This is a genomic window from Ochrobactrum sp. EDr1-4 (assembly GCF_049199085.1).
In the GTDB taxonomy this organism is placed as follows: domain Bacteria; phylum Pseudomonadota; class Alphaproteobacteria; order Rhizobiales; family Rhizobiaceae; genus Brucella.
Genome location: NZ_JBLZOF010000001.1, coordinates 1,057,744 through 1,077,057 on the forward strand (window position 1 = coordinate 1,057,744; position 19,314 = coordinate 1,077,057).

Consider the following 19,314-nt stretch of genomic DNA (forward strand, 5'->3'; position numbering starts at 1 on the left):
TATTGAACGAGCTGCGCAAGGCAACATTAAGGACAGAATAAAAAAAGGGAGCCAAACGGCCCCCTTTTTATCACTCACCAATACCCTCAAAAAACTCTTTCATCCGGGAAAAGAAACCAGCCGATTTCGGACTGTTCTCCTTCGACGAGAGTTGTTCAAATTCCTCAAGCAACTCGCGCTGGCGTTTGGAAAGGCTTTGTGGTGTCTCAATATCGATTTGGATATAAAGATCACCCATCGCTTGCTGGCGCAGAACCGGCATGCCCTTACCCTTCAAGCGGAACTGCTTGGCGTTCTGCGTGCCTTCCGGCACTTTTACGCGGGTCTGGGTACTATCAAGCGTGGAAACTTCAAACTCGCCACCCAGTGCCGCCGTCGTCATCGAGATCGGCACTTTGCAATAGAGATCAGCCCCATCACGCTGGAAGAACTCATGCGGTTTGACCGACAGGAAGATGTAGAGATCGCCCGAAGGTCCGCCACGCGTTCCGGCCTCGCCTTCACCAGACAGGCGAATACGGGTGCCGTCTTCGATACCAGCCGGAATATTGACCGAAAGCGAACGCTCCTGTGTCACACGGCCCTGACCGTGACACTTGCCGCAAGGATCCTTGATGATCTGGCCGCGGCCATTACAGGTCGGGCAAGCGCGCTCAACGGAGAAGAAACCCTGCGCTGCGCGTACACGACCAGCGCCGCCGCACGTCGTACAAGTCGTTGGCTGCGAACCGGCTTTTGCGCCAGAACCTGAACATTCATCACAGGTGATAGAGGTCGGCACACGAATTTGTGCTGCCTTGCCGGAAAAGGCTTCCTCAAGGCTGACTTCCATATTGTAGCGAAGATCGGCGCCGCGTTCGCGTCCGCCATTCGAACGACGGCGACCGCCGCCACCCATCATCTCGCCAAAAATATCTTCGAAAATATCGGAGAAACCGCCCGCGCCACCAAAGCCGCCGCCGCCGAAACCACCGCCACCCATGCCGCCATTTTCAAAGGCTGCATGACCAAAACGGTCATAGGCTGCGCGCTTCTGCGGGTCTTTCAGCGTCTCATAAGCTTCGCCGATTTCCTTGAATTTGACTTCAGCTTCCGGATTATTCGGATTGCGATCCGGATGATATTCCATAGCAAGCTTGCGAAAGGCGGTTTTAAGCACCTTATCGTCTGCAGTACGCTCCACACCGAGAGCTTCGTAATAATCGATCTTCATCGTTCGTTATCCCGACGGCAGGAGCGCATGCAATGTTTGCGGCTCCACGGTCCCATTTCGTGCAGACATTGTTGTGCCTGCTGGAATAGTCTTGGTTTACCCGTCCGGTGCAACCGTCCCGAAAGGCCGCAAAAGCCCGGGAGTGACCCGGGCTTGAGCGTTTACAGACTAGGCTTACGACTTTTTCTTGTCGTCGTCGATTTCTTCGTAATCGGCATCGACAACATCGTCGTTGGAAGAAGCCTGTTCGCCACCGGCAGCACCATTTTCTTCAGCAGCCTGCGCTGCTTCATACATGGCCTGACCAAGCTTCATCGAAGCTTCGGCAAGAACCTGCGTCTTCGCCTTGATGTCTTCAGCATCTTCGCCTTCAAGCGAGGTACGAAGAGCTGCAATCGCGCCTTCGATGGCCAGCTTGTCTTCAGCAGAAACCTTGTCACCATATTCCTTCAGCGACTTTTCAGACGAATGAAGGAGGCTTTCGCCCTGGTTCTTGGCTTCAACCGCGTCACGGCGCTGCTTGTCGGCTTCAGCATTTGCTTCCGCGTCCTTGACCATCTTTTCGATGTCGGCGTCCGAAAGACCACCCGATGCCTGAATGCGGATCTGGTGTTCCTTGCCTGTGCCCTTGTCTTTTGCAGACACGTTAACCAGGCCGTTGGCGTCGATGTCAAAAGTCACTTCAACCTGCGGTACGCCGCGTGGTGCTGGTGGAATACCAACGAGATCGAACTGGCCGAGAATCTTGTTGTCGGCAGCCATTTCACGCTCGCCCTGGAACACGCGGATCGTCACAGCCGACTGATTGTCTTCAGCGGTCGAGAAGGTCTGCGACTTCTTGGTCGGGATCGTGGTGTTGCGTTCGATCAGACGTGTGAACACGCCACCAAGCGTTTCAATACCGAGCGAAAGCGGGGTAACGTCGAGCAGCAGAACGTCCTTGACGTCGCCAGCCAACACGCCGCCCTGAATTGCTGCGCCCATAGCAACAACTTCGTCCGGGTTCACGCCCTTGTGTGGTTCCTTGCCGAAGAAAGCCTTAACGACTTCCTGAATCTTCGGCATACGGGTCATACCGCCAACCAGAACAACTTCATCGATATCGCCAGCCTTGAGGCCTGCATCCTTAAGCGCTGCCTTGCATGGCTCGACCGTGCGCTGCACGAGATCGTCAACCAGACTTTCGAACTTCGAGCGCGAAAGCTTGATAGCAAGGTGCTTAGGACCAGACTGGTCAGCTGTGATGAACGGCAGGTTGATTTCGGTCTGCTGAGCGGACGAAAGCTCGATCTTTGCCTTTTCAGCAGCTTCCTTGAGGCGCTGCAGAGCAAGCTTGTCTTTCTTCAGATCGATGCCCTGTTCCTTCTTGAACTCGGCAACCAGATATTCAACCAGACGCATGTCGAAGTCTTCACCGCCGAGGAACGTGTCACCATTGGTCGACTTAACTTCAAACACGCCGTCACCGATTTCGAGAACGGAAACGTCGAACGTACCGCCACCAAGATCGTAAACAGCAATCGTCTTGCCTTCGCTCTTGTCGAGACCATAAGCAAGGGCTGCAGCAGTTGGTTCGTTGATGATGCGCAGAACTTCAAGACCAGCGATCTTGCCGGCATCCTTGGTTGCCTGACGCTGAGCATCGTTGAAGTATGCCGGAACCGTAATAACGGCCTGCGTCACAGTTTCGCCGAGGTAAGATTCAGCAGTTTCCTTCATCTTCTGAAGGATCATCGCAGAAACCTGCGATGGCGAATATTTCTTGCCGTGCGTTTCTACCCATGCGTCGCCATTGTCGCCCTTGACGATGCTGTAAGGCACAAGGTCCTTGTCCTTGGTGACCATTGGGTCATCAAAGCGGCGGCCAATCAGGCGCTTTACGGCAAACAGAGTGCCTTCAGGGTTGGTGACAGCCTGACGCTTCGCAGGCTGGCCAGCGAGACGTTCGTCACCATCGCTGAAAGCGATGATCGAAGGTGTCGTACGCGCACCTTCAGCATTTTCAATGACCTTCGCGGTTTTTCCGTCCATGACGGCTACGCAGGAGTTGGTCGTTCCCAGATCGATACCAATAACTTTAGCCATATTTCTCTCCATTCAGCAAACCGCAAAAACCTCTACCGAGCGTTTCATGAGCGGTTCCTATCGGTTTCACAATGCCTGCTTCAAGGTGTGAAGTCGGGAAGCGTTTTTCAAGCCACCCGGCCTTTTATCAAAGCCCTGTGCGAGGCGTATATAAGAAAGGCAGTTTTTCACTGCAAGTCACAAGACGCATCACAGTGAAAGATTCCTGCCTGTTAAACTTTCCAGCTCTCAGAGCGTGCCGCATTTTAATCGCAACCGCAGTACTCGCTCTGTATTTTTGTATCTCGCATGTCGTTATCGGATCGAAGCGGGATCAGCAATCAGTCCAGTGAACTGATTGCCCCGCGGAGACGGTTCCCACTTTTCCGCGACATGCTTTAAACACTCACGAAGCCGTCGCTTTTACCAGCGCGATAAATCGCATCGATAAATTTCTGATTGGCTTTTGAGTTTTCCAGAGAAAACAGCATCACGCCTTCGCCCTTCGTGGCGCGCACGAAGTTTTCCGCCTGAAGCTTATAGTGGTCTGTATCGGAGAATGACCATTCTGTCGCCTCCGTATGTCCCGCATTATAGAGCGTAATACGGCCATGACCATATTTGCCGGTGTTAAAAGGTGCGTGAACTTCGATAAATCCCTTGTCGCCATGGAAAACCATCGTCTGACGACCGGCAAGCTGGGTGGCGACATAGAAGCTCATGTCGAAACCGTCGAATCGCGCCGAGACATTGGCATAGCGATCGGTGCCGAATTTCGGATCATATTCGACCGTAGCTTGAACTGATAATGGCTCCTTGCCAGTCACCATACGCGTAACAACAGTCGGGTAAACACCAATGTCCGGCAGCACGCCACCGCCAAGCTCCGGCTGGTTGCGCATATTGGTTGGATCATTGTTGAAATAGCTGAATGCACCCTGCACGTGGCGCAGCGTTCCAATCGCACCTTCTTCCAGAAGAAAACGCAACTTGATCCATTGCGGGTGGTAAAAGACCATAAAGGCTTCAGCTATTGTGACCTTATGCTTGTCGCGCGCGGCAATCAACTGATCAATATCATCGGCTTTAAGCGCTATCGGCTTTTCGCAAAGCACATGCTTACCGGCCTGAGCTGCTTTCAGCGTCCATTCAATATGTTGTGAAGTCGGCAGCGGGATATAAACGCCATCCACTTCGTCGCTTGCCAGCAATTCCTCATAGGAACCAAAGGCCAGTGGTGCACCAAATCGATCTGCAACAGCACGCGCACGCGCATGATCACGACTGGCAATGGCATGAACAATACCATTGTCCGAAGCACAAAGTGCCGGAATAACCTGTGTTACGCCAATCTTGGCGGTGGAAAGAATACCCCAACGAAACATGCGATTTCCTTCTTTCAAGCCCAGTTTCAGTATGCGCAAAGCGCCATGATCCCATAATTGCGGCTATCGATGCCATGATTGGTGCCAAATACGAAACAAAAAAATGTCTCGCCACCAAAGCGGTCAAATAAGTTTCTTAGTCGCGAGATACCTCAAGCCCCCAAAAAACGATGTTGCATGTCGTAAGACCCGCGAAAGAAATCGATAAATGCACGCAGAGCAGGTCTCATCTGGCGGCGGCTTGGATAATAAAGGAACAGCCCTGCAAATGGCTGGCACCAGTCTTCAAGCACTCTGACCAGCCGTCCATCCGCGAGCGCGTCGCGAACGTGATCTTCAAACAGATAGGCAAGGCCGGTACCATTTAGAACGGTATCAAGAATCAGTCTGTCATCATTGAGAATAAGCGGCCCTTTGATTGCCACCTCTATCTCTTTGCCGCCTTTTTCAAACTCCCAATTGTAAATCTGTCCGCTGGAAAAGCGTTGCCGTACACACCGATGCCGCATCAGGTCATGCGGATGTTCGGGGATGGCTTTCGTTTCAAAATAGGACGGCGCTCCCACAATCGCAGCGCGCAGGTCACCTGTCAGCCGGGCGCAGATCATATCAGCCTCAAGACTTTCACCAAGCCGCATGCCAGCGTCAAAACCTTCTGCAACAATATCTGTGAGCGCACTTTCTATTGTCAGATCAAGCGTAATGTCGGGATAGGCTTCGGCGAAAGCATGAAGCCGCGGCGCAATGACAAACTGCGCTGCAATATGCGGCATCGTAATGCGCAGTATGCCCGCTGGGCGTTCGCGCGCCTCGATTGCAGCACCCAGCGCCTGATGAATTTCCTCAAGCGCCGGAGCGAGCCGCTCCAGCAATTGTCGTCCAGCATCCGTGGGCGCAACGCTGCGCGTAGTGCGTGATAGCAGCCTGATACCAAGGCTTTCTTCAAGAGTTGAGACTGCATGGCTGACTGCGGATGGCGCAATCGACAATTCACGCGCTGCGCCGCGAAAACTGCCTTGGGCTGCGACGGCTGCCAAAACGGCCAATTGGGAAAGCTGATTTCGATTCATTGTTCTAAAATATAGAATAGCCCGTGAAAATAAATCAGTATTATCGAACGCCGGATCGAGGAGTAGTTTCAGTCTCGCCGGACGCTCTGTGCTTTCAGAGAACCGCGCTCCCAGATTTCAAAACTCGTCCCGAAAGGAATATCTATGAAAACGCGCAAGCTTGGCCAGGACCTGACTGTCTCCGCAATCGGCCTCGGCTGCATGGGCATGAGCTATGCCTATGGCGGACAGGACGAACAGGATGCCATTGCCACATTGCACCGTGCTTTTGATCTTGGCATCACATTTTTCGATACAGCCGAAGTCTACGGCCCCTATGAAAACGAAAAGCTGCTCGGCAAGGCGCTGAAGCCGATCCGCGATAAAGTCACGATTGCTACAAAATTTGGCTTTAAAATCGCAGACGGCACGCCCGTGGGCGTGGATAGCCGCCCAGAAAACATCCGCGCCGTGGCAGAGGCTTCTTTGCAGCGCCTTGGCATTGAAACGATCGATCTGTTCTATCAGCATCGTGTTGATCCGAATGTACCAATCGAAGATGTCATCGGCACAATGAAAGACCTGATTGACGAGGGAAAAATCCGCACCATTGGTCTTTCAGAAGCGGGCGCAAACACGCTACGCCGTGCTCATACTATTCATCCGATTGCTGCTCTGCAGAGTGAATATTCACTCTGGGCACGTGATCCTGAAAATGAGGTGCTGAAAATCTGTGCCGAACTTGGCATTGGCTTTGTGCCTTACAGCCCGCTGGGTCGTGGCATGTTGACGGGCAAGGTTCGCTCGCAATCCGATCTCGCAGCAGATGACTTCCGCAAGACGCTGCCGCGCTTCCAGCCGGGTAACCTTGAAGCCAATAACAAGCAGGTGGATCTCATTGTCGATATAGCCGCTCAAAAACAGGTTACACCAGCACAGCTGGCGCTTGCCTGGGTTCTGCATCAGGGCGATTTCATCGTGCCGATCCCCGGCGCCCGCAAGGTCAATCACCTCGAAGACAATGCCGGCGCTGCAAATGTATCATTGAGCAGCAATGAACTGGCACAGCTCAACACTCTTTTTGATTTCGAAAAGATTGCGGGCAAAAGATACACCGATGCCTCGCTGGCCATGACCGGACTTTAAAACTGAGAGAATTAAACACGAGGGCGGGGATCATCCCCGCCTTTCGCATTCACAGACTGAAACAAGCATAAATATTTAAATGACCCATCTGATTAAGTAGAAGTTCCTAATAAGGCTTGTCATTCTTGCGGCTGCGTGCTTTTTGCCTGCTATGCAAACAGGGACCATCACGAGAGTGCTTGGCATAATTGCCATCGCCGCCGCTGCTATTGCTTGCTTTTCCTATGTGGGGCTTGGCTTCACACATGGGATCCATGGCGTCATCTTGATTGATGGCATCGCGAGAAAATTTCTTCTTGCTGGCTGGTTTCGTCGACCTGAATATCTGATCGTGCTTTCCATGGTCGCGACGATCATCCCCATCATAAAAGCCGGTCGGAGGGGGACATGCTTCCGGCCTGGAACTGAATGCATAGCAGTCAGTTCACCAATTTCAGAATGTACTCAATGAGGGAAAACATATGAAACGCTTCTCGCCTCGTGCGATCCTTTTCACGCTTCTGGCGGTCATCCTACCAGTTACAGCCTTTGCGCAATCTGCCGATGAGACTGACCCAAACGCTGCGATTGGCAAGATGAACGCCTATGTTTCGCTTCTCAACCGCACCATCCGCGCTTCGGAATCGCTCGACCGTTACGATAGCTGGGTCGACATGAAGAAGGGTCCCACTGGCAAGGAGCGCAATGTCTATGGCCTTTATTCGCTCTATGATGTGCGCAGCGAAATTGAAGCCGCTGAAGAAGCCACCAAGGCGGACCCAAAACTTCCAGCGCTCGACGAAGCAATGGTGAGCTATATTGCGATCTATCAGAAGCTTGCCCCGGTTGTTGAAAAGGCGAGCAAATATTACGACCGCAAGGACTATAAGTCTGACAAGTTTGCTGGCGCGAAAGAGTTTCACAAACAGATCGCCGAATATGCGCCGGAATTCACCAAAGAACGCAAGCGCGTCGATGCACTGTTAGGCGAGGAAAAAGCCAAGATCGATCTGGCAGAACTTGATGCGCTTGAAAAAGCCGAAGGCAAAAAAGCCAACTGGCAGGTTCGCAATGTTATGATGCGTGCCAATGCGGTTGTTGAACTGCTGCCAGAGAATGAAAAGCCGGTTGTCGATATGGAAGCCTTTGGCAAAGCTATGGATAGCTATGCTGCTGCCGTTCGTGAAATGGATGATTACGCGACCGAGCATCCAAACTCGTTCCATGTTTTTGAATCCCGCCCTGCAAGCCTTCTGGGCAAGCTGCGCGACTTCCAGGAAAAGCTGGAAAAGACCAAAGGCGATGCCCGCAAGGGCAATGTTGCCTCTGATCTCCAGTGGATCGTCAGTGACTACAACACTATGGTCACGACATCGCAGAACGCGACAATTTTTGCAAAAGACTAATTTCCTTTCGATCAAAAAGCCGGGGCATCGACCCCGGCTTTTTTGTGTGATGTGGATCATTACATTCGGCGCAAGGCGCGCGGTGCAAGGGTTAGCAAGCCAAGAAGCGTCATGATGAAACCCACCCAGAGCGGCGCATGAAGGCTATAGCCTGTTGAAAGCGCAAAGCCGCCAGCCCATGGTCCAAGGCCAAGGCCGATATTGATAACCGAAGCATGCATTGCATTGACCAGCGCGCCGGGATGCGCGATGCGCATCACACGGGCAATAAACGCCGGATTAAGCGCAATACCTGTGAGACCGATCAGCACAATTGCCAGCACCGTCGCAATTTTCAGTTCAGCAAACAGCGCAAAGATCAGCATTGCCGCCAGCATGATCAGAATGCCGATAAAGATCGTCGCAATCGTATGGCGGTCAGCGAAACGACCAATCACATAATTGCCGATGATATTGGCTGCACCATAGATGGCCAGCAAAAATGGCAATTGCGCTTCCGGGAAGCCCGCAAGTTGCGCCGTAATAGGCGACAAATAGCTATAGACTGAGAACGAGGCACCAATCACCAGAGCGCTGGTTGCGTAAGCGGCCCAAAGCCTTGGCTTGCGCATTTCATTGAGCTCGGAGCGCAGATTTACTTCGGCATTATTTGGCCTTGCTTCGATCTTGAGCGCAATCACCAGCGCACAAAACAGCACCAGCACCACAATCGCCCAGAAACCTGCACGCCAGCCAAAGCTGTTGGTGATGAGCGTTGCAAGCGGCACACCTAAAACCGTGCAAAGCATCAGCCCCGCAAAGACCAGCGAAGACGCGCGACCGCGCAGTTCAGGCACAACGAGCTGCGCAGTAATTGCCAGCATCAGGCCGAAACTGGTCGCAGCTGCCATGCCGGTGAAAACACGCGCCGCCAGCATCACATGAAAATTGCTGGTCGAAGCAGCCACACTTTGCCCCACCGCATAAAGAATCAGAAGCAACAGCAGCCCGCGCTTATTTTCGATTTTCAGTGCCAGAAACAACACCGTCACCAGCGGACCACCAATCGTCATACCCAAAGCATAGACCGAAATCAGATTGCCAATATCGGAAACCGAGCGCCCGAAAGCCTCCTGAAGCGCTGGCATCATGCCAGAAATCATCAGTTCAGAGGTGGTCAGCGCAAAAATACCCAATGTCAGGCAATAGACCACCAGTGGAATCTCGCGCGCTTGGCTTGAAGACGCAGAAACCCCTTCCGCCGCAATGGCAGAATCACACACTTCGTTCATGGGACGAATCCTATTTATATAGTCGATACTACATAATTCATATCGTCTTGCGCCAGAGCGTCAAGCAAATTATATAAGGATGACTACAGAAAGGGCGAAAAATGGTTCCGCGCGGGCGTCCGCGCAGTTTCGACCGCGATACTGCGTTGGAAAAAGTCATGAAAGTCTTCTGGGCGAAGGGCTATGAATGCGCCCAGATCAACGATTTTACATCGGCGATCAGCATTACGCCGCCAAGCTTTTATGCCGCCTTTGGCAATAAAGAGCAGGCGTTTCGCGAAGCCGTGGACTATTATACCCGCACAATCGGCGCTGGTCCTTTCGATGCACTTGAAAAAGCGCCAACCATTCAGGACGGCATGCGGCAATGGCTTGAATTGAGCGCTGACAGCGCTTTTGCGTGTCCTGCTGGCGGCTGCATGATCAGTGTTAGCTCTATTCAGTGCAAACCGGAAAACGCCAATGTGAAGGCATTTCTGCAGGATGTTCGTCACACCAATCACGAACAGCTTTCACGCCGTCTGAAGCGCGCTATTGCGGCAGGCGATCTGCCCGAACAAACCGACATCGCACAGATGACCGAGTTCTATCATATGATCCAGCAGAGCATTTCTTTTGAAGCCCGCGATGGCAATTCACGCGAAGCCGTGCAGAAAATCATCGACATGGCGATGCTTGCCATGCCTGCACGCGTAGCTGTTCCCGCATGAGCGGCGCAATATCGGCTGTTCTCGTTCATGTCAGTGATGTAGAGGCAGCAATCGAATGGTATCGAAAAGCCTTCCCGCACGCGGTCCTCAAACATCTCGAAACCTATGATTTCAGCTATCTGCAAATCGGCGATGTTGATCTGGAGATAGTTCCGGCAGATGAAAAGGTTTCATCGGGTGCTGCGGGGAGTGTTGTTTATTGGCACGTCGATGATTTCGATGAATCGCTCGCGCATTTGATCGCCATTGGCGGCACGCTTTATCGAGGGCCGCTCGATATTCAGGACAATATGCGCATGTGTCAGGTCAAAGACCCGTGGGGTAATTGCATCGGTTTGCGTGGTTAGAAAAAACCCCGCTCTCACGAGCGGGGTTTTCTTTTCATTTATTGTTATCCGCGAAGGACGCCGCCAGTCTGTTTGGTGACATTTGCAATCACCTGCTTTGACAAAGCTTCGAGATCTTCATCGGTCAAAGTGCGGTCCTGTGGCTGCAACAGCACTTCAACCGCAATAGACTTCTTGCCTTCACCAAGCGAAGCACCTGTGAAGATGTCGAACACCTGCACACCGGCAATCAGCTTCTTGTCGGCAGAAGAGACTGCCTTCACAAGGCTGCCAGCTTCCACATTTGCATCCACGACAAATGCGTAGTCACGCTTGAGGCTCTGGAACTGCGAGAGGCTGAGCGCTGGCTTGGTGCGGGTTGCCTTTGCCTTCGGCTCAGGGATCGCATCAATATAGACTTCAAAGCCGCAGAGCGCGCCCGACACATCAAGCGCTTCGAGCGTATCAGGGTGGAACTCACCAAAATAGCCAAGCACGACCTTTGGTCCGAGCTTCAGCGTGCCCGAACGGCCCGGATGGAACCACTCAGGTCCACCAGCTTCGATCTGGATACGATCAACCGGCGCACCAGCAGCCTCAAGTGCGGCCAGCGCATCAGCCTTGGCATCGAATACGCCGACAGTTGCCGCATTGCCCGACCAGAAGCGGCCCGAACCTTCAACGCCAGCCGTGCCACGACGGACACCACCCGCTACGCGACGCTGCTGTTCAGGCTTGTCACCTTCATAGATGCCCGAGACTTCAAACAGTGCTGTATCGCCAAATCCGCGATCTGCATTGCGCTGCGCAGCAGTCAACAGGCCCGGCAGAAGCGAAGGGCGCATATCCGACATATCGGCTGCAATCGGGTTTGCCAGCTTCAGTTCCGGCTTGCCGCCACCAAAAGCTTTGGCTTGGCTTTCGGAAATGAAGGAATAGGTCACAGCTTCCATCATGCCGCGCGAAGCAAGTGTGCGACGTGCCAGACGCGTGCGAATTTGCAGCGTTGTCAGAATACGGCCATTAACCGTGCCAAGACCCGGCAGCGGCTGTGGTGCAATCTGATTGATGCCGTGAATACGCATGACTTCTTCAACGAGATCAGCCTTGCCTTCCACGTCATTGCGCCATGTGGGCACCGTTGCCTTAATGACCTTGCCGTCGCCTTCAACGCCGAAGCCGAGACGCTTCAGAATGTCGAACGATGCATCATAGGAAACCTCAATGCCGGTCAAACGCTTGACTTCAGAAACTGGGAAATCAATCACGCGCTGGCTGGGAGTGGTGTAACCAACCACGTCGAGAACCGTTGGCTGACCGCCACAAAGTTCAAGCACCAGCTTGGTTGCAATTTCCGCACCCGGAATCATCATTTCAGGATCCACGCCACGCTCAAAGCGATAGCGTGCATCCGTAACGATACCGAGTTCGCGGCCCGTGCGTGCGATCATACGTGGATCCCAAAGGGCCGACTCAATGAGCACATCCACAGTGTTTTCATCGCAGCCTGAATGCTCACCGCCCATGATACCGGCAATCGATTCGGGGCCGTTTTCATCAGCAATCACATACATGCCCGGCTTGAACTTATGCTCACGCCCATCAAGGCCAAGGATAGTCTCGCCATCCTTGGCGAGACGCACAGTCAAGTTGCCCTTAACCTTAGCTGCATCAAAAACATGCAGCGGACGGCCCTGATCGAAGGTCACATAATTGGTGATGTCGACCAGCGCATTGATAGGTCGCAGACCAATATCTTTCAGGCGCTGCTGCATCCATTTTGGGCTTGGGCCGTTCTTCACACCCTTAACCAGACGCAGTGCAAACCCTGTGCAGAACGGGTTTTCGGCATCCTGATCAAGAATGACCTTAACAGGTGTCTCGCCTTCGCCCTTCACCGCTTCCGGCAAAGTGTTCTTGAGCGTGCCAAGACCAGCGGCTGCCAGATCACGGGCAATGCCGCGAATGCCGGTGCAATCCGCGCGGTTTGGCGTCAGACCGATTTCGATAATCGGATCGTCAATACCGAGATAGGCCGCGAAGCTTGTGCCAACAGGCGCATCTTCTGGCAGATCGATAATGCCATTGTGTTCGTCAGAAAGTTCCAGCTCGCGCTCGGAACACATCATGCCGAAGCTTTCGACACCACGGATTTTGCCAACCGAAAGCGTCACATCGAGGCCCGGCACATAGTCGCCCGGACGACCGAGAACACCGACCAGGCCTGTACGAGCATTCGGCGCACCGCAAACGACCTGAACCGGCTGGCCCTCGCCCGTATCAACGGTCAGAACGCGCAGCTTGTCGGCATCCGGATGCTGAACAGCATTCAGAACCTTAGCGATTTTGAAAGCTTTGAAAGCGGCGCGGTCATCAACCCCATCCACTTCCAGACCAATATCGGTGAGCTTTTCGACGATCTGGTCGAGCGTCGCATCAGTTTCAAGGTGATCCTTGAGCCAGGAAAGCGTGAATTTCATTTTTCTGTTCCTTCCTGTCTTTACGCGCTCAGACCGCCGAACAGCGTCGGCAGGTCGAGTGGACGGAAACCATAATGGTTGAGCCAGCGCACATCGGCATCGAAGAAGGCGCGCAGATCAGGCATGCCGTATTTCAGCATCGCGATACGGTCGATACCCATACCCCATGCGAAGCCCTGATAGACGTCCGGGTCATAGCCTGAAGCGCGCAGCACATTCGGATGCACCATGCCGCAGCCCAGAATTTCGAGCCAGTCAGTGCCTTCGCCAAATTTCACATGCGGGCCAGAACGGTCGCACTGAATATCAACTTCAACCGATGGCTCGGTGAACGGGAAGAAGCTCGGACGCATCCGCATCGTGACGTTTGGCACTTCAAAGAATGCCTTACAGAATTCTTCCAGCACCCACTTCATATTCGCGACATTGGCCGACTTATCGACAACCAGACCTTCGACCTGATGGAACATCGGCGAATGGGTGGCGTCGGAATCCATGCGATAGGTCTTGCCCGGAATGACGATGCGAATCGGCTCGTCGCGGCCTTCCTTATCGCGAATGGCGGCAAACTTCTCCATCGTGTGCACCTGCACCGGCGAGGTGTGCGTGCGCAGCAGCTTGCGCTCGCCCTTCTCATCAGCATTGAAGAAGAACGTGTCGTGCATTTCGCGCGCCGGATGACCTTCGGGGAAGTTCAGCGCCGTGAAGTTGTAATAGTCGGTTTCAATGTCCGAACCTTCGGCAATCGAAAAACCCATATCCGCGAAGATCGCAGTAATTTCATCGATAACCTGAGAAATCGGATGAATGCGACCGCGTGATGCTGCACCTTCGCGAACAGGAAGCGTGACATCAAGCTTTTCGCGCTCAAGGCGCGCTGCAATGGCTTGCTTGCGCAGCTCTGTTTTGCGTTCGGTCAGTGCTTCGGTCACGCGGTTCTTTAGGCCATTGATAGCCGGACCCTGCGCCTGCCGCTCTTCCGGCGACATGCTGCCCAGCGTCTTCAGCTTTTCAGAGATAGTGCCCTTTTTGCCGAGTGCTGCAACGCGCACCGCTTCAATCGCCTGCTCATCATTGGCAGCGGCGATTTCGCCAAGAATAGTTTGTTCGAGTTGTTCAAGATCGCTCATTGTCTATATCCCTCTCGTGTCCAAGGGACACTCGACGCCTCTTGATTTAAGTCCCTGTCGCGCCTGCGGCACTTTACGCCTCTTGGGCAGTGATACTCTCAGGCCTGCAAGGCATAACAGAAAGAAAAACCCGCGCCAGCCAAGCCAGCGCGGGTTCCCAAAATTCAAAATATCACTTGGGAAGGGCTGGCTTAGCGAACAGCGCCTTCAAAAGCGTTTGGCGTCTCTGTACCCTTAAGGTATTCAAGTGCCTTCTTAGCAGAAGCAATCAGCGCACCGAATGCATCTGGTTCATGGATTGCGATGTCGGAAAGAACCTTACGGTCGATTTCGATACCTGCTTTGCCAAGACCATCGATGAAACGGCCGTAGGTAAGACCATGCTCACGAACAGCAGCGTTGATACGCTGAATCCAGAGAGCGCGGAATGTACGCTTGCGGTTCTTGCGATCGCGGTAAGCATACTGCTTCGAACGATCAACAGCAGCCTTAGCGGTGCGGATTGTATTTTTACGACGGCCACGGAAACCGGAAGCCTGATCGAGAACTTTTTTGTGCTTGGCGTGGGAAGTTACGCCGCGTTTTACACGTGCCATGTGATGATCTCCTTAGAGGATAGACGGCTTAGAGGCCGTTAGGCAGGAACTGTTTTACGATCTTCGCGTCTGCGTCCGAGAGCACCATGGTGCCGCGTGCATCGCGAATGAACTTGTTCGAGCGCTTGATCATGCCATGGCGCTTGCCTGCAGCCGCAGCTACAACTTTGCCAGTGCCAGTAATTTTGAACCGCTTTTTAGCAGCCGATTTGGTCTTCATCTTGGGCATTTTGCTACTCCTTTGTTTAGTCCCTGTCGTGCTTGCAGCACTCCACGCCTCTTGTTTAAAAAGCGTCCGTATCTGCAAAATACCGGAACCTTGATTTACTCCCGGACCGACCAAGTCCGAAAAGCATGCGAAACCGCCACGGCATGCCCTGCCGGGCGGTTCGAAGGCGGCTTATAGGCGTAAAGCCTGAAAAACGCAATGCCTGAATCGGCCTGAATCAAGCTGAATCGCGCCTCAAACTCAATAAAGTCGCAGCAAAACCGGCAATGAGCCGATGCCCTGAAGATATTCGATGAATTCAAAGAACGGATAGGCCACAAAGAACACCAGACCATCGGTGAATGTGCGATAAAGCCGATCCGGTTTTACGCGCAATTCGTCTTCATCGCGGAACAGCGAGAATTTTGGAAAAAAGCGCGGCACGCTCGCACAATAAGCTTCATAGGGCTTGCCGAAGTTGGTTTTCAAAAACTTTTCTTCGGTACGGATGACAGTTGCGAAAGCCAGATAACAAAGCAAACCAAAAGCAAGCGCAATAATGATGCTGCCGGTCTGTGCGCCGATACCAATCGCGCCGATGCTGCTGAACACATAAAGCGGGTTGCGCGTCATCGAATAGGGGCCAGTCTGCACGATTTCCGCACTTTTGCGACCGCCAATATAAAGCGTGCACCACATACGACCGAGAATCGCAGCAACGATCAAACTGATACCGAAGGCTTCGATATATTCGTGCATATGGTCGGTTGATTGCGAGCGCACAAACAACAGCGCGAACACAAGAAACCCGATTACAATGGCAATCGCAAGACGACGTTTTTGCTGATATTTGCCCAGTTCACTTAGTGTTTTCATGATGATCTCTAAGAGAGGATTATTCCGGGCAAAGAAAAACCGCCCGAAGGCGGCTTTTCAAAGGCAAAAAAACATTAGATCAGCGTGGAGCAAGAACCATCATCATCTGACGGCCTTCAAGCTTAGGCTCTGCCTCGACCTTTGCGATCTCCGCAGTGTCTTCCTTGACGCGGATGAGAAGCTTCATACCGAGCTCCTGATGCGCCATTTCACGACCGCGGAAACGCAGGGTGAACTTCACCTTATCGCCATCATCAAAGAAACGCTGAGCCGCTTTCATCTTCACGTCATAATCATGCGTGTCGATGTTTGGTCGCATCTTAATTTCTTTGATTTCGACCGTCTTCTGCTTTTTGCGTGTTTCGGAGGCTTTTTTCTGATTCTGATATTTCAGCTTGCCGAGATCCACGATCTTGCACACAGGTGGTTCAGCGTTTGGCACGATCTCAACGAGATCGAGGCCCGCTTCTTCCGCCATCGCAATGGCGTCCTGAGTGGCGATACTGCCGTGGTTGTGGCCTTCGGCATCAATAAGCTGGACCCGGGGAACCCGGATATCACGGTTGGAGCGCGGTCCGTCTTTCTGGACCGGCGTCGCTCTGAACGGTCGGCGAATGGTCGTTATCTCCTGATTATTAACGATATAGGCAATTCAATTTCGTGGCCCGCCACGACCGTTTCCCATCAAACCCCTGTTTAACGCGGAAATGTGGTCAAGCGAGCGGTAAAGTCAATAGCATCTTTGACAGGGAAAATCACCCCCGGATAAATAAAGGCAAAGAAAGAAGTGTTTCGGGAGTGGTAAGCGACATATCGGTCACAATTCCTATTATTTCAAGGGAGTGAGGTTTTCTCCGCCCGTCATAAATGGCAAATGAAAACCACTTGAAAAATTGCCTGCCAAATCAGGAGACGAGACATGAGTGCCGCTGAACCAGATTTTATTGACGTTGATGGCGCGAATATTGCCGTCCGCAATCGCACGGGACAGGTTGCGCCGGGCGTTGTCTGGCTCGGTGGCTATCGTTCGGACATGCTTGGCACCAAAGCTGTCGTTCTTGATGAGTGGGCTGAAAAAACCGGACGTTCCGTGTTGCGTCTTGATTATTCCGGCCATGGTGAGTCGGGTGGTGACTTCAATCAGGGCACAATTTCACGCTGGCTGAATGAAAGCCTCGCGGTTTTAGCCAAATATACGCAAGGCCCACAGATTCTCGTCGGATCATCCATGGGCGGCTGGATCGCGCTGCGTATGGCGCAGGAATTGAAGAAGATCGGTAAATCACCAGCAGGAATTGTTCTGATCGCACCCGCCCCCGACTTCACTGCGGAGCTTGTCGAACCCTCGCTGACCGATGCGCAGAAAAAAGACCTGATCGAACAGGGTTATTTTGAAGAACCTTCGGACTATTCGCCAAACCCATATATCTATACGCGCGCATTGATCGAAGATGGTCGTAACAATCTGGTTCTCAAAGGAATCATCGAAACGGGTTGCCCAGTGCATATTCTGCAGGGAATGCAGGATGAGGCGGTGCCTTATCAGCATGCGCTCAAGCTCGTTGAGCATCTGCCTGTCGATGATGTGACGCTGACACTGGTGCGCGATGGCGACCATCGTCTGTCGCGTCCGCAGGATCTGGAACTTCTGATCCGCACCGTTTCAGGTCTCGCTGAACGTATATCTCTCGGAGAATAAGCATGCGCGTTTCGGTTTTTGCGTCCGCAGCAGTCGCAGCAATCGTTGGCTTTGGTAGTACGCTGGCGCTGATTGTTGCAGCCGCCAATGTACTCGGCGCAACACAAGCCGAAACTGCAAGCTGGGTGACAGCGGTGTGCTTAGCCATTGCCGGTTCATCCGCATGGCTAAGTGTGCGCTACAAAATGCCGATCATCGCCGCATGGTCCACGCCGGGACTGGCACTGATTGGTGCAAGCGTTGGCTTCACCATGCCGGAAGCGGTGGGCGCATTCATCGTCACAGCGCTAGCGCTGATCCTGACCGGACTAATCCGTCCGCTTTCCACGCTGGTTTCGCGTATTCCGGCATCGGTCGCATCTGGCATGCTGGCAGGTGTGCTGCTGAGTTTTGTGATTGCGGCTGCGAAATCCGTTTCGCTTGATCCTGCTTTCGTGCTGCCTCTGGTGGCTTTGTTCTTCATTGTGCGGCTGTTTAATCCGTCGCTGGCGGTCATTGCCGTGCTCGTGCTGGGTATGGCCTATGCGCTTATGTCCGCCCGCGTGCCTCAACTGCCTGCGCCGGAAATCTCGACACTCACACTGATCTGGCCGGAGTTTCACATTGGCGCAATGATCGGCATCGCTTTGCCGCTTTATATCGTGACCATGGCCTCGCAAAATCTGCCGGGCTTCGCGGTGTTGCGCGCTTCAGGCTATGAGCCACCGACAAGTGCTGCTCTGCGTGTAACCGGTTTTTTCTCGCTGCTGACCGCGCCCTTTGGTGCAGCAACCAGCAATCTTGCGGCAATCTCAGCGGCGCTTTGCACCAATCCAGATGCGCATCCTGACCCTAAAAAGCGCTGGATGACCGGCCCGGTCTATGCGGTCTATTATATAATATTTGCACTGTTCGGCGCGTCGCTGGTCGCAATCTTTGCCGTGCTGCCCGTCACACTCATCGCGCTGGTTGCTGGTCTTGCATTAAGCGGCCCGTTCATCAACGCGATGGCGCTGGCGCTAAAAGTTGAAGAAGAGCGGCTTGCAGCTATCGTCACCTTCGCAGTGACTGCCTCCGGCATTGCCTTTTTTGGCGTCGGTTCCGCCTTCTGGGCACTGGTTGCTGGTCTTGGGGTGGCAGCACTCGAACATTTACGTAAAAAATTTCCGAGATAATCACATTGCTTAGCTCCCGTTTGGCGGGAGCAAGCAGACGGTATTCTTGAAAAGCCCTAATTGATTTACCACGTCAATTTCAAGCCGCGAGACTAAGCGAACGGCCTTTAAACTGACGGAGTAGACCATGACCAATTCTGCATTGATCCGCCCCGCATGGACACCAGCGACGATTGCGCTGATGGTGCTGGGCTTTATCTTCTTCTGGCCGCTTGGCCTCGCCATGCTTGCCTATATCATCTGGGGTGATCGCCTCGGTGATTTTAAACGCCAAGTCAACGAAAAGACCGACTCTGTGTTTGGCTCTTTCCGCAATTGTAACAAAAGCGAAAGCTTCAATTTTGGTGGCACCACCGGCAATGCTGCTTTCGACGAATGGCGTCGTGAAGAACTCGACCGCCTGGCCGCAGAACGCCGCAAGCTGGAAGAAGCCCGGGCTGAGTTTGAAGCCTATGCGACAGAACTTCGCCGCGCCCGCGACAAGGAAGAGTTTGACCGCTTCATGAATGAACGCCGTGCTTCTGCAAAGAAAAATGATGCGAGCGATATAACTACGATCTAGTGGCTATAATCCCGATCTAAACTGTAAACGGCGCAGGCTTTGTCTGCGCCGTTTTGCTTG

18 protein-coding genes are annotated in these 19,314 nt (G+C 53.1%); 7 read left to right on the forward strand and 11 right to left on the reverse strand.

Annotation, left to right across the window (positions count from 1 at the left end):
* Positions 1-70 precede the first annotated feature (70 nt).
* The 4 genes from dnaJ to ACOZHT_RS05235 all read right to left on the reverse strand — a co-directional run bounded on the left by dnaJ (position 71) and on the right by ACOZHT_RS05235 (position 5,732).
* Positions 71-1,213, reverse strand: coding sequence for a molecular chaperone DnaJ (dnaJ, locus tag ACOZHT_RS05220; protein ID WP_339509145.1), 1,143 nt, complete (start codon positions 1,211-1,213; stop codon positions 71-73).
* Positions 1,214-1,387: 174 nt separating this feature from the next.
* Positions 1,388-3,298, reverse strand: a complete 1,911-nt coding sequence (gene dnaK / locus ACOZHT_RS05225; RefSeq protein ID WP_339509144.1) for a molecular chaperone DnaK — start codon at positions 3,296-3,298, stop codon at positions 1,388-1,390.
* Between the two features lie 377 nt (positions 3,299-3,675).
* On the reverse strand, positions 3,676-4,662 hold the full coding sequence (locus tag ACOZHT_RS05230) for a Gfo/Idh/MocA family oxidoreductase (protein ID WP_339509143.1): 987 nt from the start codon (positions 4,660-4,662) through the stop codon (positions 3,676-3,678).
* A 152-nt stretch (positions 4,663-4,814) separates the two neighbouring features.
* Entirely contained in the window at positions 4,815-5,732 is a 918-nt protein-coding gene (locus ACOZHT_RS05235) for a LysR family transcriptional regulator (RefSeq protein WP_339509142.1), read from the reverse strand.
* A 144-nt stretch (positions 5,733-5,876) separates the two neighbouring features.
* Here ACOZHT_RS05235 and ACOZHT_RS05240 point away from each other — a divergent pair, with 144 nt between their 5' ends.
* Positions 5,877-6,857: an aldo/keto reductase gene (locus ACOZHT_RS05240; protein WP_339509141.1), complete on the forward strand. Its 981-nt coding sequence runs from the start codon at positions 5,877-5,879 to the stop codon at positions 6,855-6,857.
* A gap of 461 nt (positions 6,858-7,318) precedes the next feature.
* A complete protein-coding gene (locus tag ACOZHT_RS05245; protein WP_339509140.1) occupies positions 7,319-8,242 on the forward strand; it encodes a YiiG family protein in 924 nt (307 codons plus the stop codon).
* Positions 8,243-8,301: 59 nt separating this feature from the next.
* Here ACOZHT_RS05245 and ACOZHT_RS05250 read toward each other — a convergent pair whose 3' ends face one another.
* Positions 8,302-9,513 (reverse strand): MFS transporter, encoded by a 1,212-nt coding sequence (locus ACOZHT_RS05250; RefSeq protein WP_339509139.1) that lies wholly within the window; start codon positions 9,511-9,513, stop codon positions 8,302-8,304.
* A 101-nt stretch (positions 9,514-9,614) separates the two neighbouring features.
* Between ACOZHT_RS05250 and ACOZHT_RS05255 the strand changes: the two genes are divergently transcribed.
* Together ACOZHT_RS05255 and ACOZHT_RS05260 are read left to right on the forward strand one after the other, a co-directional pair.
* Positions 9,615-10,223 carry a TetR/AcrR family transcriptional regulator gene (locus tag ACOZHT_RS05255; protein ID WP_339509138.1) on the forward strand — a complete coding sequence of 203 codons (609 nt, stop codon included), beginning with the start codon at positions 9,615-9,617 and terminating at the stop codon, positions 10,221-10,223.
* Entirely contained in the window at positions 10,220-10,570 is a 351-nt protein-coding gene (locus ACOZHT_RS05260) for a VOC family protein (protein ID WP_339509137.1), read from the forward strand. Before ACOZHT_RS05255 ends, ACOZHT_RS05260 begins: the two co-directional genes overlap by 4 nt.
* 44 nt (positions 10,571-10,614) lie before the next feature.
* On the opposite strand, the gene pheT is transcribed toward ACOZHT_RS05260, so the two are convergent.
* From pheT to infC, 6 genes are all read right to left on the reverse strand, one after another.
* The gene (gene pheT / locus ACOZHT_RS05265; RefSeq protein WP_339509136.1) at positions 10,615-13,029 is read right to left on the reverse strand and encodes a phenylalanine--tRNA ligase subunit beta; all 2,415 of its coding nucleotides are present in this window, start codon (positions 13,027-13,029) and stop codon (positions 10,615-10,617) included.
* A 20-nt stretch (positions 13,030-13,049) separates the two neighbouring features.
* Entirely contained in the window at positions 13,050-14,159 is a 1,110-nt protein-coding gene (pheS, locus tag ACOZHT_RS05270; protein WP_339509135.1) for a phenylalanine--tRNA ligase subunit alpha, read from the reverse strand.
* A gap of 191 nt (positions 14,160-14,350) precedes the next feature.
* A complete protein-coding gene (gene rplT, locus ACOZHT_RS05275; RefSeq protein ID WP_094505915.1) occupies positions 14,351-14,755 on the reverse strand; it encodes a 50S ribosomal protein L20 in 405 nt (134 codons plus the stop codon).
* Between the two features lie 28 nt (positions 14,756-14,783).
* The gene (gene rpmI / locus ACOZHT_RS05280) at positions 14,784-14,984 is read right to left on the reverse strand and encodes a 50S ribosomal protein L35 (RefSeq protein WP_007872654.1); all 201 of its coding nucleotides are present in this window, start codon (positions 14,982-14,984) and stop codon (positions 14,784-14,786) included.
* A 240-nt stretch (positions 14,985-15,224) separates the two neighbouring features.
* Entirely contained in the window at positions 15,225-15,839 is a 615-nt protein-coding gene (locus ACOZHT_RS05285; protein WP_421565358.1) for a methyltransferase family protein, read from the reverse strand.
* Positions 15,840-15,918: 79 nt separating this feature from the next.
* Positions 15,919-16,455, reverse strand: a complete 537-nt coding sequence (infC, locus tag ACOZHT_RS05290; RefSeq protein ID WP_339509508.1) for a translation initiation factor IF-3 — start codon at positions 16,453-16,455, stop codon at positions 15,919-15,921.
* 303 nt (positions 16,456-16,758) lie between these two features.
* Between infC and ACOZHT_RS05295 the strand changes: the two genes are divergently transcribed.
* The 3 genes from ACOZHT_RS05295 to ACOZHT_RS05305 all read left to right on the forward strand — a co-directional run bounded on the left by ACOZHT_RS05295 (position 16,759) and on the right by ACOZHT_RS05305 (position 19,254).
* The gene (locus ACOZHT_RS05295; protein WP_339509133.1) at positions 16,759-17,538 is read left to right on the forward strand and encodes an alpha/beta hydrolase; all 780 of its coding nucleotides are present in this window, start codon (positions 16,759-16,761) and stop codon (positions 17,536-17,538) included.
* Between the two features lie 2 nt (positions 17,539-17,540).
* Positions 17,541-18,692 carry a benzoate/H(+) symporter BenE family transporter gene (locus ACOZHT_RS05300; protein WP_339509132.1) on the forward strand — a complete coding sequence of 384 codons (1,152 nt, stop codon included), beginning with the start codon at positions 17,541-17,543 and terminating at the stop codon, positions 18,690-18,692.
* A gap of 127 nt (positions 18,693-18,819) precedes the next feature.
* Positions 18,820-19,254 (forward strand): DUF2852 domain-containing protein, encoded by a 435-nt coding sequence (locus tag ACOZHT_RS05305; protein WP_339509131.1) that lies wholly within the window; start codon positions 18,820-18,822, stop codon positions 19,252-19,254.
* Positions 19,255-19,314 lie beyond the last annotated feature (60 nt).

What these genes read in the sequence shown, in the direction of transcription:
- dnaJ (WP_339509145.1), bottom strand. Translation starts at nt 1,213, where the DNA reads ATGAAGATCGATTATTACGAAGCTCTCGGTGTGGAGCGTACTGCAGAC.
- dnaK (WP_339509144.1), bottom strand. Translation starts at nt 3,298, where the DNA reads ATGGCTAAAGTTATTGGTATCGATCTGGGAACGACCAACTCCTGCGTA.
- ACOZHT_RS05230 (WP_339509143.1), bottom strand. Translation starts at nt 4,662, where the DNA reads ATGTTTCGTTGGGGTATTCTTTCCACCGCCAAGATTGGCGTAACACAG.
- ACOZHT_RS05235 (WP_339509142.1), bottom strand. Translation starts at nt 5,732, where the DNA reads ATGAATCGAAATCAGCTTTCCCAATTGGCCGTTTTGGCAGCCGTCGCA.
- ACOZHT_RS05240 (WP_339509141.1), top strand. Translation starts at nt 5,877, where the DNA reads ATGAAAACGCGCAAGCTTGGCCAGGACCTGACTGTCTCCGCAATCGGC.
- ACOZHT_RS05245 (WP_339509140.1), top strand. Translation starts at nt 7,319, where the DNA reads ATGAAACGCTTCTCGCCTCGTGCGATCCTTTTCACGCTTCTGGCGGTC.
- ACOZHT_RS05250 (WP_339509139.1), bottom strand. Translation starts at nt 9,513, where the DNA reads ATGAACGAAGTGTGTGATTCTGCCATTGCGGCGGAAGGGGTTTCTGCG.
- ACOZHT_RS05255 (WP_339509138.1), top strand. Translation starts at nt 9,615, where the DNA reads ATGGTTCCGCGCGGGCGTCCGCGCAGTTTCGACCGCGATACTGCGTTG.
- ACOZHT_RS05260 (WP_339509137.1), top strand. Translation starts at nt 10,220, where the DNA reads ATGAGCGGCGCAATATCGGCTGTTCTCGTTCATGTCAGTGATGTAGAG.
- pheT (WP_339509136.1), bottom strand. Translation starts at nt 13,029, where the DNA reads ATGAAATTCACGCTTTCCTGGCTCAAGGATCACCTTGAAACTGATGCG.
- pheS (WP_339509135.1), bottom strand. Translation starts at nt 14,159, where the DNA reads ATGAGCGATCTTGAACAACTCGAACAAACTATTCTTGGCGAAATCGCC.
- rplT (WP_094505915.1), bottom strand. Translation starts at nt 14,755, where the DNA reads ATGGCACGTGTAAAACGCGGCGTAACTTCCCACGCCAAGCACAAAAAA.
- rpmI (WP_007872654.1), bottom strand. Translation starts at nt 14,984, where the DNA reads ATGCCCAAGATGAAGACCAAATCGGCTGCTAAAAAGCGGTTCAAAATT.
- ACOZHT_RS05285 (WP_421565358.1), bottom strand. Translation starts at nt 15,839, where the DNA reads ATGAAAACACTAAGTGAACTGGGCAAATATCAGCAAAAACGTCGTCTT.
- ACOZHT_RS05295 (WP_339509133.1), top strand. Translation starts at nt 16,759, where the DNA reads ATGAGTGCCGCTGAACCAGATTTTATTGACGTTGATGGCGCGAATATT.
- ACOZHT_RS05300 (WP_339509132.1), top strand. Translation starts at nt 17,541, where the DNA reads ATGCGCGTTTCGGTTTTTGCGTCCGCAGCAGTCGCAGCAATCGTTGGC.
- ACOZHT_RS05305 (WP_339509131.1), top strand. Translation starts at nt 18,820, where the DNA reads ATGACCAATTCTGCATTGATCCGCCCCGCATGGACACCAGCGACGATT.